The sequence below is a fragment of the Paenibacillus sp. FSL H8-0261 genome, assembly GCF_045040645.1.
Taxonomy (GTDB): domain Bacteria; phylum Bacillota; class Bacilli; order Paenibacillales; family Paenibacillaceae; genus Paenibacillus_AQ.
Genome location: NZ_CP150297.1, coordinates 6254092 through 6269708, shown reverse-complemented (window position 1 = coordinate 6269708; position 15617 = coordinate 6254092). Strand labels below are relative to the sequence as shown.

The 15617-nt window shown below is 45.8% G+C and carries 14 protein-coding genes; all 14 read left to right on the top strand.

The genetic code is table 11. The features are described 5' to 3' along the window. Window positions 1-15 precede the first annotated feature (15 nt). The 14 genes from MHI27_RS28080 (at window position 16) to MHI27_RS28015 (ending at window position 15521) form a co-directional block, all read left to right on the top strand. A complete protein-coding gene (locus tag MHI27_RS28080) occupies window positions 16-1080 on the top strand; it encodes a protein arginine kinase (protein ID WP_042192210.1) in 1065 nt (354 codons plus the stop codon). A gap of 35 nt (window positions 1081-1115) precedes the next feature. Continuing rightward, on the top strand, window positions 1116-3584 hold the full coding sequence (gene clpC / locus MHI27_RS28075) for an ATP-dependent protease ATP-binding subunit ClpC (RefSeq protein ID WP_042131248.1): 2469 nt from the start codon (window positions 1116-1118) through the stop codon (window positions 3582-3584). Between the two features lie 192 nt (window positions 3585-3776). After that, a complete protein-coding gene (gene radA / locus MHI27_RS28070; RefSeq protein ID WP_042131247.1) occupies window positions 3777-5144 on the top strand; it encodes a DNA repair protein RadA in 1368 nt (455 codons plus the stop codon). A 14-nt stretch (window positions 5145-5158) separates the two neighbouring features. Beyond that, window positions 5159-6235 carry a DNA integrity scanning diadenylate cyclase DisA gene (gene disA / locus MHI27_RS28065; RefSeq protein WP_042131246.1) on the top strand — a complete coding sequence of 359 codons (1077 nt, stop codon included), beginning with the start codon at window positions 5159-5161 and terminating at the stop codon, window positions 6233-6235. 64 nt (window positions 6236-6299) lie between these two features. After that, window positions 6300-7037: a CDP-diacylglycerol--serine O-phosphatidyltransferase gene (gene pssA / locus MHI27_RS28060; protein WP_042192208.1), complete on the top strand. Its 738-nt coding sequence runs from the start codon at window positions 6300-6302 to the stop codon at window positions 7035-7037. A 179-nt stretch (window positions 7038-7216) separates the two neighbouring features. Next, complete coding sequence (locus MHI27_RS28055) at window positions 7217-8305, top strand: PIN/TRAM domain-containing protein (RefSeq protein WP_339267430.1); 1089 nt, start codon at window positions 7217-7219, stop codon at window positions 8303-8305. A gap of 95 nt (window positions 8306-8400) precedes the next feature. Further along, window positions 8401-9099: a 2-C-methyl-D-erythritol 4-phosphate cytidylyltransferase gene (ispD, locus tag MHI27_RS28050; protein WP_405175107.1), complete on the top strand. Its 699-nt coding sequence runs from the start codon at window positions 8401-8403 to the stop codon at window positions 9097-9099. Continuing rightward, window positions 9096-9584: a 2-C-methyl-D-erythritol 2,4-cyclodiphosphate synthase gene (ispF, locus tag MHI27_RS28045; protein ID WP_149646630.1), complete on the top strand. Its 489-nt coding sequence runs from the start codon at window positions 9096-9098 to the stop codon at window positions 9582-9584. Before ispD ends, ispF begins: the two co-directional genes overlap by 4 nt. Window positions 9585-9637: 53 nt before the next feature. Next, on the top strand, window positions 9638-11101 hold the full coding sequence (gene gltX / locus MHI27_RS28040) for a glutamate--tRNA ligase (protein WP_339267428.1): 1464 nt from the start codon (window positions 9638-9640) through the stop codon (window positions 11099-11101). A 511-nt stretch (window positions 11102-11612) separates the two neighbouring features. Continuing rightward, the gene (cysE, locus tag MHI27_RS28035; protein ID WP_042192199.1) at window positions 11613-12305 is read left to right on the top strand and encodes a serine O-acetyltransferase; all 693 of its coding nucleotides are present in this window, start codon (window positions 11613-11615) and stop codon (window positions 12303-12305) included. A gap of 49 nt (window positions 12306-12354) precedes the next feature. After that, complete coding sequence (gene cysS / locus MHI27_RS28030; RefSeq protein WP_042192197.1) at window positions 12355-13764, top strand: cysteine--tRNA ligase; 1410 nt, start codon at window positions 12355-12357, stop codon at window positions 13762-13764. Further along, on the top strand, window positions 13761-14195 hold the full coding sequence (locus tag MHI27_RS28025; protein ID WP_042192194.1) for a Mini-ribonuclease 3: 435 nt from the start codon (window positions 13761-13763) through the stop codon (window positions 14193-14195). Before cysS ends, MHI27_RS28025 begins: the two co-directional genes overlap by 4 nt. Window positions 14196-14232: 37 nt before the next feature. After that, entirely contained in the window at window positions 14233-14997 is a 765-nt protein-coding gene (rlmB, locus tag MHI27_RS28020) for a 23S rRNA (guanosine(2251)-2'-O)-methyltransferase RlmB (RefSeq protein ID WP_042131237.1), read from the top strand. A 2-nt stretch (window positions 14998-14999) separates the two neighbouring features. Beyond that, a complete protein-coding gene (locus MHI27_RS28015; protein WP_076286854.1) occupies window positions 15000-15521 on the top strand; it encodes an NYN domain-containing protein in 522 nt (173 codons plus the stop codon). Window positions 15522-15617: the final 96 nt, after the last annotated feature.

Here is a 15617-nt window from a genome sequence, read left to right as displayed (position 1 = left end):
TAGGGGGGATATGACATGTCAAGTCTCCGATTTACTGAACAAGCGCTTAGTGATTGGATGCGTTCTGGAGGTAGTCATTCTGAGATTGTAATTAGCAGTCGTATGCGTATTGCCCGTAATCTAGAGCATCTTCCGTTCCCAATGCTGGCTTCCTTAGAGCAATCGGAAGAAGTATTAGAGCTACTGGCTCCTGTGTTTCATGAGGAAGCAGCTGCAGATTTCGGATCTTTTCAACTCCTAAAGCTTGATGAAGTGAATGAACTGGACAAAAAGGTACTGGTTGAGAAGCATCTAATCAGTCCTAACTTGGCTAATGATTCGCGCAGTGCGGCTGTCTTATTAAATGAAGATGAGTCGGTCAGCATCATGATTAACGAAGAGGACCATCTGCGAATCCAATGTCTGTTTCCTGGTCTTCAGGTTAGAGAAGCATGGGATCGTGCGACGGCGATCGATGATATATTCGAGGCAGCTGTCAATTACGCTTTTGATGATAAAAGAGGATATTTGACTAGTTGTCCCACCAATGTTGGTACTGGGCTTCGTGCCTCGGTAATGCTGCATCTACCAGCGCTTGTAATGACTCATCAGATCAATCGCATATTGTCTGCAGTAAACCAAGTGGGATTGACTGTAAGAGGAATTTACGGTGAGGGTAGCGAAGCAGTAGGGAACATCTTTCAAATTTCTAATCAGATCACTCTCGGTCAAACGGAAAGTGAAATTATAGAGAACCTTCACAGTGTAGTTACCCAGATTATTGAGCATGAGCGAAATGCACGTGAACGGTTGCTTGTTGATTCCGCCCTGAGAATAACAGACCGAGTGAAGCGTTCTTACGGAATTTTATGTTATGCAGCTCTTATGGAGCTTAAAGAATCTGCTCAACGCCTGTCTGATGTGAGACTTGGGGTTGACCTTGGCATTCTGGAAGGTCTTTCGATTTCAGTGCTTAATGAACTTAACGTTAAGACACAGCCAGGATTTCTGCAAAAGATGTTCGGCGATGAGCTGAACGCTACTGAACGAGATATGTATCGGGCAAAACTGCTCCGAGAGACACTGGGAACACAACATTAATATAGATATTTATTATTCATGGAGGTGCAGGAGATATGATGTTTGGAAGATTTACGGAACGCGCACAAAAAGTGCTAGCGCTGGCGCAGGAAGAAGCTGTTCGTTTAGGACACAACAATATTGGTACAGAACATATTTTGCTCGGACTTATTCGTGAAGGAGACGGTATTGCTGCTAAGGCATTAATAGCTTTAGGGCTAGGTCTTGAAAAAATCCAGGACGAAGTGGAGACACTGATTGGCAGAGGTCAAGAACAGCCTACGAACATTGCTTATACTCCTCGCGCTAAAAAAGTGATTGAGCTGTCGATGGACGAAGCCCGTAAATTGGGTCATACGTATGTTGGCACTGAGCATATTTTGCTTGGACTTATCCGTGAAGGGGAAGGTGTCGCGGCTCGTGTGCTTAATAACCTCGGCATCAGCTTGAACAAAGCTCGTCAACAAGTTCTTCAGCTCTTGGGAAGCAGCGAGGCTGCCTCTAGTCATAGCGGGACTCCGGCTAACGTCAGCACACCGACCCTAGATGGTCTTGCGCGCGATTTGACCGCTTATGCTAAGGAAGGTAATCTAGACCCAGTTATCGGCCGTAGTAAGGAAATTGAACGTGTTATTCAGGTACTGAGTCGCCGGACTAAGAATAACCCGGTACTGATCGGTGAACCTGGTGTTGGTAAAACAGCTATCGCTGAAGGACTTGCACAAAAGATTATCAATAATGAAATCCCAGAAACACTTCGCGACAAACGCGTCATGACGCTCGACATGGGCTCAGTAGTGGCTGGAACAAAATATCGCGGTGAGTTTGAAGACCGCCTCAAGAAAATTATGGATGAGATTCGCCAAGCAGGTAATATCGTGCTCTTTATCGATGAGCTTCATACACTGATCGGTGCTGGTGGCGCGGAAGGTGCGATTGACGCATCTAACATTCTGAAACCGGCGTTAGCCCGTGGAGAACTTCAGTGCATTGGTGCGACTACGCTTGACGAATATCGTAAATATATTGAAAAAGATGCAGCATTGGAGCGTCGTTTCCAACCGATTACGGTGGATCAGCCTTCTCCAGAGGAAGCGGTCCAAATTCTTTTCGGACTTCGCGATCGTTATGAAGCGCATCACCGTGTGAAGATTACAGATGAAGCTATTGTGGAAGCAGTGAAGTTGTCCGACCGTTACATCCCGGACCGTTTCCTGCCAGATAAAGCGATTGACCTTATCGATGAAGCAGGATCTAAAGTAAGGCTTCACTCTTACACCATCCCGCCAAATCTGAAGGAACTTGAAATGCGCTTGGATGATATCCGCAAGGAGAAAGATTCCGCAGTGCAGAGTCAAGAGTTTGAAAAAGCGGCGGCCTTGCGTGATACAGAGCAAAAAATCCGTGAAGAGCTTGATACGACAAAGAATCAATGGAAAGAAAAACAAGGTCGCACGGATTCAGAGGTTACACCTGAAGACATCGCACAGGTTGTAGCTAGCTGGACGGGTATACCTGTAAGCAAGCTGAAGGAAGAGGAGACCGACCGTCTACTTAACATGGAGGCTTTACTTCATGAACGAGTGATCGGTCAGGACGAAGCTGTTAAGGCAGTTAGCCGGGCACTACGCCGTGCGCGTGCGGGTCTTAAAGATCCGAAACGTCCAATGGGTTCCTTTATCTTCCTCGGTCCTACAGGTGTAGGTAAAACTGAGTTGGCTCGTGCATTGGCTGAAGCCATGTTCGGCGATGAGAATGCGGTCATCCGTATTGATATGTCGGAATACATGGAGAAACACTCCACGTCCCGCTTAGTCGGAGCCCCTCCTGGATATGTTGGCTATGAAGAAGGCGGCCAATTAACCGAGAAGGTACGCCGTAAACCTTATTCTGTAGTGCTGCTTGATGAAATTGAAAAAGCGCACCCAGAAGTATTCAATATTCTGCTGCAAGTTCTTGAAGACGGTCGTTTGACTGACTCTAAAGGACGGGTAGTCGATTTCCGTAATACATTAATTATTCTGACTTCTAACGTAGGCGCACAAGCGATCAAGAAGAATTCGACACTTGGATTCACAGCTGTGCAAGATGCTGGAGCAGAATACGGTAATATGAAGGGCAAGGTTATGGAAGAGCTTAAGAAGAGCTTCCGTCCTGAGTTCTTGAACCGGATTGACGAAATCATCGTCTTCCATTCCCTCGATGAGAAGCATATTGCTGAAATCGTTACGTTGATGTCTGATGAACTGCGCAAGCGGCTGCGTGAATATGATGTTGATTTCGTACTCACGGATGCGGCGAAGGCTTTCCTGGCTAAGGAAGGTTACGACCCAGCCTTTGGTGCACGTCCATTGCGTCGTGCGATTCAGAAGCATATTGAAGACCGTCTTTCCGAGGAATTGTTGAGAGGAAATATCCAAAAGGGTGATTCGCTCAACATTGATGAAGTTGGCGGAGAACTTGTAGTGAATAAAGTGGATGCTCCTGTAGCGCCATTGCTTGAAAAAGAAGTAGAATCCGAATAAAAAAACGGAATAAAAAAAGCTTCCGCTCCTCAGTTTATAGAGGGGCGGAAGCTTTTTTAATATAAATTTATCACTTAAAAATATACATTTAGTACAAATTCCGAATGACCTTTCGTTAAAGGGGCAGAAATGGTAAACTTTCATTAGAAGAAAATATCCGCAATTTAAAAGTTCGGACCGTAAGGAGAACAAATGGCTAAACCAAAAACTAAATTTTTTTGCACCGATTGTGGATACGAATCGCCAAAATGGTTCGGAAAATGTCCCGGGTGCCAAGCTTGGAACTCCATGGTGGAGGAAACGGAAAGCGTAGTCAAAACACAGGGAATGAATGCCCCTATTTTTCATAGTAAAGAAAAGGCACAATCGATCATAAGTATAGAAAGTGACAAGGAACCGCGCATACTGACAGGTATAGGTGAGCTTAACCGTGTTCTCGGTGGGGGGATCGTACCAGGATCGCTGGTACTAGTAGGGGGAGACCCAGGAATCGGTAAATCTACGCTCTTATTACAGACGTCGCATGCTCTGACAACTCAGGGATTGCGAGTGCTGTATATTTCGGGCGAAGAATCGGTAAGGCAAACTAAACTACGTGCGGATCGCCTCGGTGCGTTGTCAGCTGAGCTATATGTACTATGTGAGACGAATATGGAAAGCATAGAAGAAGCGATTGAACAAATTCAGCCGCAATTTCTTGTTATCGATTCGATTCAGACTGTATTTATGCCAGAAGTAACTAGTGCGCCAGGCAGTGTGACCCAGGTTCGGGAATGTACGACAAGATTTATGCGTATCGCTAAGATTCGGGGAATTGCTACAGTTCTCGTTGGGCATGTCACCAAGGAAGGCGCTATTGCAGGCCCACGGATGCTTGAACATATGGTGGATTGTGTGCTGTATTTTGAGGGAGAGCGGCATCATACGTATAGACTCCTGCGGGCTGTAAAGAACCGCTTCGGTTCAACGAATGAAATCGGCATTTTCGAAATGGGTGAAGTGGGTCTAACAGAAGTAGAAAATCCATCGGAGCTCTTCTTATCGGAGCGTCCACTCGGCGTAGCCGGATCTACAGTTGTGGCTAGTATGGAAGGGACTAGACCGGTGCTTGTTGAGCTTCAGGCTCTTATCGCTGCCACTCATTTCCCCTCCCCACGCCGGGTGTGCACAGGTATGGATCACCAGCGGATGGCACTCATTATCGCTGTACTTGAGAAGCGGATGGGCATGTTCCTGCAAAATCAGGATGCATACCTTAATGTTGCTGGAGGCGTGAAGCTGGATGAACCGGCGATTGATTTAGCAGTAGCTGTTAGTATCGCTTCCAGCTTTCGTGATATTTCAACAAAACCTTACGATGTTTTCTTCGGTGAAGTAGGACTTACAGGTGAAGTAAGAGGTGTTTCACGCGCGGAAATGCGTGTGAAGGAGGCCGCGAAGCTAGGCTTCCGGCGGGTGATCATGCCAGAGAAAAGTTTGAAGGGCTGGAAGCACCCGCAAGATATCCAGATTATTGGCGTCAGTACCGTAGCAGATGCACTATCGGTCGCGTTAGATTAGGGGGCACAGGGATTATGAAAGAATATAACCAATTAGAGAATATGAATGATCTGCTCAGACTGGCGGCACCGGGGACACCCTTTCGGGAAGGTCTTGAGAATGTGCTGCGCGCTAAGACGGGAGCACTAATCGTCGTTGGGTATAGTCCTGAGGTGATGGAGGTAGTGGATGGAGGATTCTCCATTAACTGCGATTTTTCGCCCAATTATTTATATGAGCTCGCCAAAATGGACGGTGCCATTATTCTTAGTGAGGATTTGAAACGAATTTTGTATGCAAATACACAGCTAATTCCGGATTCGTCCATCTCTTCAATCGAGACAGGCATTCGTCACCGGACCGCCGAGCGCGTAGCGAAGCAAACAGGTAAACTGGTTGTTTCTATTTCACAGCGCCGCAATATCATTACCCTGTATCAAGGTTCCATTCGGTATGCGTTAAAAGAAATCGGAGCTATTTTGGCTAAAGCTAATCAAGCGATTCAGACCCTCGAAAAGTACAAAGCGGTTCTTACACAAGGACTGACGAATTTGTCTGCTTCGGAGTATGAGGGAATCGTAACCGTAGCTGAAGTGGTCGGAGTGATTCAGCGGGTAGAGATGGTTCTACGCATAAAAATGGAGATCAAACGATATATAAATGAACTAGGCAATGAAGGACGCTTAATCAGCATGCAGATGGAAGAACTGGTTGGAAATACAGAGGAAGAAGCATGGCTCCTATACAGAGACTATGCTAAGGAAGAGCAAGAAGATAAAATTCGTGAAATTATTGCCGGTCTCAAACGTATTAGTGATGATGACCTAATGGATGACAACCATATTGCTCGATTGCTGGGCTACTCTTCTACGGCAATTTCTTCCGAAGAGGTGGTTACTCCGCGTGGATATCGTCTGCTCAACAAGATTCCGCGGCTTCCAAATGTAATCATTCATAATCTGGTGGAGCGGTTTGAAATGCTGCCTAATTTGATGTCTGCAAGCATAGCTGAACTGGACGAAGTGGACGGAATTGGGGAGGTGCGGGCTCGTAATATTCAGGATGGGCTCAAACGTTTACAGAAGCAAGTTCTTATTGACAGGCAAATGTAAATAACATACAATCACGTAATATTGGAGCTGTTTAAGGCCAATGTGAGAAAATTGAGGTGAAGAAATGATACAAAAATCAATTCCGAGTCTTTTTACCATAGGTAACTTGATGCTCGGAATGTTTGGTATCATGATGGCGTTTGACGGTAAAGTTAGCATGGCCGCTATCATGGTTATTATTGCTATGCTGTTAGACGGATTGGATGGCCGAGTTGCTCGTGCACTTAAATGTGAGAGTGAATTTGGTAAGGAATTGGACTCTTTGTCTGATGTCGTTTCTTTTGGAGTAGCACCGGCTGTTATTATGTACGTCTCAAGCCTGCATGATTTAAATTCTGCATTAGCCTGGACAGTAACTGCAATTTTCCCGGTGTTTGGTGCATTGCGCCTAGCTCGCTTTAATGTTCATCCAGGGGTTCCTGGTTATTTCATCGGATTGCCAATTCCTGCTGCTGGTGGTGTACTTGCCACATTAGCTCTTTTTAATAAAGATGTTTCTGCTCCATTTATGATCGTGGCTACATTGCTCTTATCATATTTGATGGTCAGCACTGTTAAATATCCTAATTTTAAGAAGGTTGGATTACCTAAAAAAGTGGTTGTCGGAGCGCCAGTAGTCATTGTTGTTGCCGTGGCTGTTGCTGTTGTGTTCCCAGAACAAATTGCTAAGCTAATCTTCGTCTTACTTGGGATTTACGCGTTATATGGTTTTAAACAAAACATCGATCGATTGACAGCCAGACGCCGTCACCGTCGTAGAAGACGTTCTGAAGATAAAGTGTATCACTCGAAGAACGGTTAAAGCAGTCTTGTAGTAAGGTTGAACTAATATAATTATAGCTAGAGGCTTTGTCGTCCTTAGGGGATGGCAAAGCCTTTTTGCAATTCCAGCGCTACCCCAAGTTTATCGTCTTGAAAATTGGAACATACTGGTGAGGTATAGATCATTCAAGGATGAATAAAAAGGAGGTGCGTTAGGTTATGTGGAAAAAAGTGATATTGTCTTTTGCTTTAATATGTGGTGCTTGGTCTGGTTTTTCGCTATACCATGCGCTTGAAAAAGGATTCCCCAAGGGGATGGAAAAGCTGAGTGAAAGTTTACCTGTAGAGGGAAGCATTTTATTTACGGTGCTGGGTGCCATTATTTTTTTGTTTGCGGGGTCTTTATGCGCGGAATGGGGAGGTTCAAAACTGCGGGAGGCGGTTCTGTACTGTTCGCGTATACCAATGAATGAATTGGCTGCAGGTGCAGCTGGGCTTACAGGGGGGCTTTTGCTATCTCTTCTGTTATATCCTGCTATGATTTGGCTTGGAAAAGCTGGGCAGTTGCTGCAGGTACCCGTTACGTTAGCTTTTGGATATATGGGGCTGCGGATCGGTCTGGAGAAAAAAGAGGAACTAGCTGCACTTTGGACAACTGGACGCTGGGGGCAAGCGGCTGAACCGGAAGGTCGTGGCCTGGAGGAGCATAAAATCCTCGATACAAGCGTTATTATTGATGGTCGGATCGCCGACATTTGCAAAACTGGATTTATTGAGGGAACGATTGTCATACCGGAATTCGTACTTGAGGAGCTCCAGCATATCGCAGATTCTTCCGATCTACTGAAACGTAATCGCGGACGGCGGGGACTTGATATTCTCAATAAAATCCAAAAAGAGCTCGATGTGAAGGTATTAATCTACGAGGGAGATTTTGAAGAAATCTCTGAGGTGGATAGTAAGCTGGTGAAGTTAGCGAAGGTACTGCGAGGTAAAGTAGTTACCAATGACTTTAACTTGAATAAGGTTTGCGAATTACAAGGAGTCTCAGTCCTGAATATTAATGATCTTGCGAATGCCGTGAAGCCCGTAGTGTTGCCTGGTGAGGAAATCGTAGTTCAGGTCATTAAGGATGGCAAAGAGCATGGACAAGGCGTAGCCTATTTAGACGATGGAACAATGATCGTTGTGGAAGGCGGACGGGAATATATCGGAACTACGATGGAGGTTCTCGTCACGAGTGTGCTTCAAACTTCAGCTGGACGGATGATATTTGCGAAGCCAAAGCTCTTGGAAAAAGCACAATAAGCGTAGATAAAGTGCATGGCAAATGTCCTATGGGTTGGAAATGCCCGCCAAACACGTTATGATGGGAATATACGTGAAAGACAGGAGCCTGAGTAATGTCAAACAGTGTGGGCGTCGTTATTGTGGCGGCAGGCAGAGGAACGCGAATGGGGACTGTAGAGAGCAAGCAATATCTGTTACTGCAGGGTAAACCAATCATCGTTCATACGCTGGAAGTATTTCAGCAGCACGAATTGATATCTGAAATCGTGCTCGTAACCGGTAAGGAAGATATTGAGCGCTGCCGGGAATGGATACAGCTCTATAAGCTGGACAAGGTTAAGGCTATAGTGCCTGGTGGATCTGAGCGTCAGCATTCCGTACATACAGGATTGTTGAAACTTACGACACAGTGGGTAATGGTACATGATGGTGTTCGTCCGTTTGTGCAGCCGAATGAAATTGAGGCATGTTACGAGCGAGCGAAGCAGATCGGTGCTTCAATTCTTGCTGTACCAGTCAAAGATACGATCAAACAGGTAGATAACGAAGGCAAAGTACTGTCTACGCCGGATCGGCGAAGTCTGTGGGCGATTCAAACCCCGCAGACTTTTCGTCTTTCTGAATTGCTGGATGCCTATGCGGCAGCGGAGCGGGATGGATTTCTAGGTACTGATGATTCCAGCTTGGCAGAGCGTGCTGGTATTCCGGTTTCTGTGGTAGAGGGAAGCTACAGAAATATTAAGATTACGACGCCAGATGATTTGGATTTTGCAGAATTCACAGAAAGAAACAGGGGAGAGGGACAATCATGATCGCTGTAGGACAAGGATTTGACGTACATCAACTGGTTGAGGGAAGGCCTTGTATTATTGGAGGCGTTACGATTCCTTATGAAAAAGGATTAATAGGACATTCCGATGCCGATGTGCTGCTGCACGCAGTAAGTGACGCGATTCTAGGCGCACTAGGACTTGGGGATATTGGCAGACATTTTCCTGACACAGATCCAGCGTTTAAGGACGCGGATAGCTTGAAATTATTAGAACAAGTGTGGGCACTTGCTAGCGAGCGAGGTTATAAGCTTGGAAATATCGATTCAACGATTATTGCCCAAAAACCAAAGATGGCGCCATACATTCCACAAATGACGGAGATTATCGCTCGTGCGCTTCACGCAGACCCGTCCAAGGTGAACGTTAAAGCTACGACTACTGAACAGCTTGGTTTTGCCGGTCGTGGTGAAGGAATTGCCGCACAATCTATTGTCTGTCTACTCCAAGATGTGATATCATCTTGAGATGGTCTAAGTAGCAAATCTAAGTTTTAACCATATGAAGCGGAGGGAATATAATGACGGATCAAGTCCGGGTGCGTTACGCACCGAGCCCTACGGGACATTTACATATAGGTAACGCCAGAACGGCGCTGTTTAACTATCTGTTCGCCCGTAATAAAGGCGGTAAATTCATTATCAGAATTGAAGATACAGACGTGAAGCGCAATGTCGCAGGCGGCGAAGAGAGCCAGCTTAAGTATTTGAAATGGCTAGGCATGGATTGGGATGAGAGTGTTGATGTTGGCGGAGAGTACGGACCTTACCGCCAGACTGAACGTCTTGACCTATATCGTGTATATTGGCAGGATTTGCTGGATAAAGGTTTGGCTTACCGCTGTTACTGCACAGAGGAAGAACTGGAAGCAGAACGTGAAGAACAGACTGCACGTGGAGAAACCCCTCGTTATTCCGGCAAACACCGTGATTTGACGGAAGAACAACGCCTTGCCTTTGAAGCTGAGGGACGAGTAGCTAGCATTCGCTTCCGTGTACCAGAAGATCGTACGTACACGTTTGATGATATTGTAAAAGGTACTATTTCTTTTGATACGAAAGAAATGGGTGATTTTGTTATCGTGAAGAAGGACGGAATTCCGACCTATAACTTTGCGGTAGCTGTTGATGATTATTTGATGGCTATCACCCATGTACTACGTGGGGAAGATCATATTTCCAACACACCACGTCAGCTTATGATCTATGAGGCTCTTGGTTGGAAACCCCCAATATTTGGTCATATGACACTGATTGTCGGTGACAACCATAAGAAGCTTAGCAAGCGGGATCAATCTGTAATTACATTTATTGAGCAATATGATGAATTGGGTTACTTGCCTGAGGCTTTGGTTAACTTCATTTCTCTACTGGGCTGGTCGCCAGAGGGAGAAGAGGAGATCTTCAGCAAAGAAGAACTTATTTCTATTTTTGATGCGGACCGTTTGTCCAAAAGTCCGGCTGTATTCGACAAGCACAAGCTGGCGCATCTAAATAATCACTATATTAAGCATGCTGATCCTAAACGGATCTCGGCATTAGCGATTCCACATCTGCAAAAAGCGGGGAAAATACCGGCTGAGCTGAATGATGAGCAGCAGGCATGGGCAGAAAGCCTTGTAGCACTGTATCAAGAGCAGATGAACTCTGCCTCCGATATCGTAGAGCTATCTGAACTATTCTTCCGCAGCCATCTCGAGTTAGAAACAGAAGCGGCGCAGGTTCTGGCGGAAAGCCAAGTGCCTGAAGTCTTGTCTGCTTTCCTAGCTAAGGTTGAAGCTTGTCAGGATTTCAGTGCTAGTAATATGGCTGTACTGATCAAGGAAGTGCAGAAAGAAACAGGGCACAAAGGCAAAGCGCTCTTTATGCCGATACGTGTGGCTTTAACCGGACAAACGCACGGACGTGATCTTAATATAACGATTGCTTTGCTCGGCCAAAACCGTGTCATCGAACGTTTGAAATCACAAATTAAAGGAGCTTAAGGTAGTATTACTTATCATTAAGCCTCTTGTCAGTCCCTTAGCTTTTACGCTAAGATAGAACCATATGATAATAGCTTTGATCAGGAGAAGTACGTCCATAAAGGCAATTGCCAGAGAGAATAACCGAGAAAGGGATACCCTTTCGGGCTGGGAGTTATTCATTTGTCCGGGGCAGAACATGCGCCTGTGAGCTGCACGGTTGAACGATCCTAAAGGCTCGTTAGATCGCGCCGGGTACATCGCCGTTAATGATGCCAAGTGGAACGAAGGAACTCTGCCGATGGTAACAACAGCAGTCTGTTTGATTCGTTCAAGCAGAGTGGAACCGCGGTTAAACGTCTCTGCAGCTTTATGCTGCAGGGGCTTTTTTTGTTTCAGGGTATCTTTTCTAATATAACAAACCAAGCAAACACCCACAGCATATGTATGATAAGAATGATGGATTGGAGACAATACCTTCCTTGTGTACCTGTAAACAGGAGATGGGGGAGTCAAGAAGAGAGGAACCGTGATGTTTAAGCATATTAAGTCGGACATTCGGGCGGTATTTGATAACGATCCCGCTGCCCGCAGCTGGTTCGAGGTTGTCTTCACATATGCAGGGTTGCACGCCATTTGGGGTCACCGGATTGCCCATTCTTTTTTCAAACGCCGCTGGTATACAATGGCCCGTATGGTCTCACAGTTTAGTAGGTTTATGACCGGTGTTGAAATCCATCCCGGAGCTGTCATCGGAAATAGGCTGTTTATCGACCATGGTATGGGGATTGTTATTGGGGAAACCTGTGAAATCGGTGATGATGTTATTATCTATCAAGGTGTTACACTTGGGGGGACAGGGAAAGAAAAAGGTAAGCGCCATCCCACAGTTGGCAACAATGTAGTTATTGGTTCTGGTGCGAAGGTATTAGGATCGTTTCGTATCGGCGACAATTCAAATATAGGTTCGAATGCGGTTGTGCTGCGTGAAGTTCCAAATAACAGTACAGTAGTAGGAAATCCGGGCCGTGTAGTAAAACGTAACGGTGAACGTGTATCCGATCGCTTGGATCATACCAAGATGCCAGACCCGCTTGTAGATTCACTTCGCTTTCTGCAAAAAGAGATCGAAGAGATCAGAGAGAAGCTTGGCGAAGAAGATAAGCAAAAGACCGCGCAGCGGCTAGTCGAAACTCAGCAGTACATTGGTGATTACGAAATTTAAGCATATCCGGTACTTAAGGAATCGGGACAACAGAAAGGGTTGGAATAGGATGGCTTTACAAATTTACAACACAATGACACGCAGCAAGGAGCAGTTTGTGCCCCAAGAGTCGGGCAAAGTGAAAATGTATGTATGTGGTCCAACCGTTTATGGATATATGCATATCGGAAATGCTAGACCTATTATTGTCTTTGATATGGTCCGGAATTATTTGGAGCAACTCGGCAATGAGGTACGGTATGTTACGAACTTCACAGATGTAGATGATAAACTGATACGCAAAGCAGAAGAAATGAACACTTCAGTAGCAGAGGTTGCTGAGATTTTTATTAATGCTTATCGTGAGGATCTTGAAGGGCTTGGAGTAAAACCGGCAACATTGAATCCGCGGGTAACAGAAAGCATGGAGTTGATCATTGGATTCATTAAAGAGCTCGAGGAAAAAGGGTATGCCTACGAGAGTGGTGGCGATGTATACTACCGTACTTCCAAATTTGAAGACTATGGTAAGCTGTCCCGTCAGAATCTAGATGAATTACAGTTTGGTATTCGCGTGGAGGTAGACTCACGGAAAGAGAAACCTGAGGACTTTGTGCTGTGGAAAGCAGCAAAACCAGGTGAAGTGTACTGGCAGAGCCCGTGGGGAAATGGACGCCCAGGCTGGCATATTGAATGCTCGGCCATGGCAAGAGAGTTCTTGGGGGATACGATGGACATCCACGGGGGTGGACAAGATTTGCAGTTCCCGCATCATGAATGCGAATGCGCTCAGACAGAAGCTCTGACGGGTAAGCCACTCTCTAATTATTGGATGCATAATGGATTTATCAACATCGGTGATGAAAAAATGTCGAAATCATTGGGTAACGGATGGCTTGTGAAAGATATCCGTGGGCAATTTAAAGCTGGAACTATTCGTTATTTCATGCTATCGACCCATTATCGTAATCCGTTGAACTTCTCGGTGGATTCAATGACTTCAGCTGAAAAGAGCGTAGAACGTATCTCACTTGCAGAAAGTAACGTTAAGCATCGTCTTGAACTTGCTGCTGAAGGTGCTCAGGGTGAGGTCAGCTTAGAGATTAATGATAAGTTATCTGCTATTGTGGCCAATTTTCATGCTAGAATGCAGGATGACTTTAATACCCCTGATGCGATTACGGCTATGTTTGATTGGGTGAGTCTTGCAAACCATACCCTTGCGAATAGTGAAGCAGCCCCTGCTGATTTTGCTGCGTTGCTGCAAGCTTTTGGGGAAATGAATGCTGTGCTGCGTTTGACACCTGAGCATGAGGAAGAAGAGATCGCGAGTGAAGAAGTTGAACGATTGATCGCGGAGCGGGTTGAAGCGCGTAAAAATAAGAATTGGAGCCGGTCCGATGAGATTCGTGATGAATTAGGTCGCTTGGGCATATTGCTTGAGGATACTCCGCAAGGAATGCGGTGGCGGCGGAAATGAGTGAGGAACGCAAGTTTCAGAACGGGTGGTTTCCTTACGAGCCTTCCAAACCTGCGCGACTCCTCTCGCCAATTGTGCTTGCCTATGTAGGAGATGCCATTTACGAAGTGTCAGTTCGCCAGTATTTAGTATCTCTTCCGAATTTGCGCCCAAACCATTTGCATCGCTCTGCTACAGGACTTGTATCCGCTAAGGCGCAGAGTGCAATTCTTGGATTCTTGGAGCCAAGTCTCACAGAAGAGGAAAAAGATGTCGCCCGTCAGGGGAGAAATGCTAAATCGGGAAGTATTCCTAAGAATGCAGATGTGCTTGAATACCGTCATGCTACTGCTTTTGAGTGTCTGATAGGTTACTTATACTACACAGGTCAACAGGAGAGAATACAAGAAATTGTGAACAGTGGCATACAGTTTATGTTGAAACAGCCGTGATAAGGCTTTTGCGAAATAGAGAATAGGAGAAGTGAACATGGAAGAAGATTTGAAGACAGAAGAGGAAATATTGGCTGGGAAGCATTCAGTGCTTGAGGCGCTTCGTGCGGGTCGTACATTAAATAAAATATGGATTGCAGAAACGGCTCAGAAGCATCTGACCGCACCAATCGTCGCTGAAGCACGTAAAGCGGGGATTGTCATTCAGCATGTGGACAAGCGTAAGCTGGATCAGCTTGCTCCTGGAGTTCAACATCAGGGGGTAGTTGCTCAAGCCGCACCTTTTGCCTATGTCGAGGTAGATGATCTGCTGGCTGCAGCTGAAGCCAAAGGAGAGCCTGCATTCTTGATTTTGCTGGATGAGATTGAAGATCCTCATAACCTTGGGTCCATTCTGCGGACAGCAGATTGTACTGGAGTGCATGGAGTAATCGTACCTAAACGTCGTTCGGCTCAGATTACTGCTACCGTCTCCAAAACATCGGCGGGTGCCGTGGAATATGTTCCGGTTGCGCGGGTCACTAACCTAGGTCAGACCATTGATCGTCTGAAAGAGCAGGGAGTCTGGGTAGTAGGTACGGATGTGGATACAGATCAGAATCTGTTTGGATCCAATATTTTCACAGGACCGGTAGCTGTTGTAATCGGTAATGAGAATAAAGGGATGGGACGCCTGATTCGTGAAAAATGTGATGTATTACTTAAGCTGCCGATGGCCGGAAAGATCAATTCATTAAATGCCTCTGTCGCCGCAGGAGTCATTATGTATGAAGTGGTACGCCTTCGGCAACAGCAGGGATAACTATGGCCGACTGGCGCGATGTGCTGCTTGTGGACGGGTACAATATGATCGGTGGCTGGCCGGAACTAGCGGCACTGTCCCAGATTGGTATGCAGGAAGCACGCGACCGCTTGATGGATTTGCTGGCTGATTACCAGGCTTACTCAGGACGACGAGTTATTGCTGTGTTTGATGCATATCGCGTTCCAGGATTGGGTCGGTCATTTGTCCAGGGCAAAGTCCAGGTGTTTTTCACCAAGGAAAAAGAAACCGCAGATGAATGCATTGAGCGATTGGTTGGAGAATTTAGCAACCGACGTCGGCAGATCTATGTTGCAACAAGTGACTTTGTGGAGCAACATATTATTTTCGCCCAAGGTGCACTGCGGATTTCTGCAAGAGAATTGCACCTAGAAATTGAAGAGAACCAGAAACAAGTGAAAAAAGCTATCGAACCGGGAAGTATCAGTTCTACACGTCATTCTTTGGAAGACAAACTGCCTCCTGATGTGCGGAGTAAACTGGAAAATTGGCGTAGGCAGTGACAATAGGAAAGATTTAGGCAATATTTTTATTCCATTTTATGCTATTCCAGATTGTTTTTGGACAAATCCGGTTGACGGTGTAAGGTAACATAATAT

Excerpts from the sequence above, each read along its gene's own strand:
- MHI27_RS28080 (WP_042192210.1), top strand. The coding sequence starts at position 16 with ATGTCAAGTCTCCGATTTACTGAACAAGCGCTTAGTGATTGGATGCGT.
- clpC (WP_042131248.1), top strand. The coding sequence starts at position 1,116 with ATGATGTTTGGAAGATTTACGGAACGCGCACAAAAAGTGCTAGCGCTG.
- radA (WP_042131247.1), top strand. The coding sequence starts at position 3,777 with ATGGCTAAACCAAAAACTAAATTTTTTTGCACCGATTGTGGATACGAA.
- disA (WP_042131246.1), top strand. The coding sequence starts at position 5,159 with ATGAAAGAATATAACCAATTAGAGAATATGAATGATCTGCTCAGACTG.
- pssA (WP_042192208.1), top strand. The coding sequence starts at position 6,300 with ATGATACAAAAATCAATTCCGAGTCTTTTTACCATAGGTAACTTGATG.
- MHI27_RS28055 (WP_339267430.1), top strand. The coding sequence starts at position 7,217 with ATGTGGAAAAAAGTGATATTGTCTTTTGCTTTAATATGTGGTGCTTGG.
- ispD (WP_405175107.1), top strand. The coding sequence starts at position 8,401 with ATGTCAAACAGTGTGGGCGTCGTTATTGTGGCGGCAGGCAGAGGAACG.
- ispF (WP_149646630.1), top strand. The coding sequence starts at position 9,096 with ATGATCGCTGTAGGACAAGGATTTGACGTACATCAACTGGTTGAGGGA.
- gltX (WP_339267428.1), top strand. The coding sequence starts at position 9,638 with ATGACGGATCAAGTCCGGGTGCGTTACGCACCGAGCCCTACGGGACAT.
- cysE (WP_042192199.1), top strand. The coding sequence starts at position 11,613 with ATGTTTAAGCATATTAAGTCGGACATTCGGGCGGTATTTGATAACGAT.
- cysS (WP_042192197.1), top strand. The coding sequence starts at position 12,355 with ATGGCTTTACAAATTTACAACACAATGACACGCAGCAAGGAGCAGTTT.
- MHI27_RS28025 (WP_042192194.1), top strand. The coding sequence starts at position 13,761 with ATGAGTGAGGAACGCAAGTTTCAGAACGGGTGGTTTCCTTACGAGCCT.
- rlmB (WP_042131237.1), top strand. The coding sequence starts at position 14,233 with ATGGAAGAAGATTTGAAGACAGAAGAGGAAATATTGGCTGGGAAGCAT.
- MHI27_RS28015 (WP_076286854.1), top strand. The coding sequence starts at position 15,000 with ATGGCCGACTGGCGCGATGTGCTGCTTGTGGACGGGTACAATATGATC.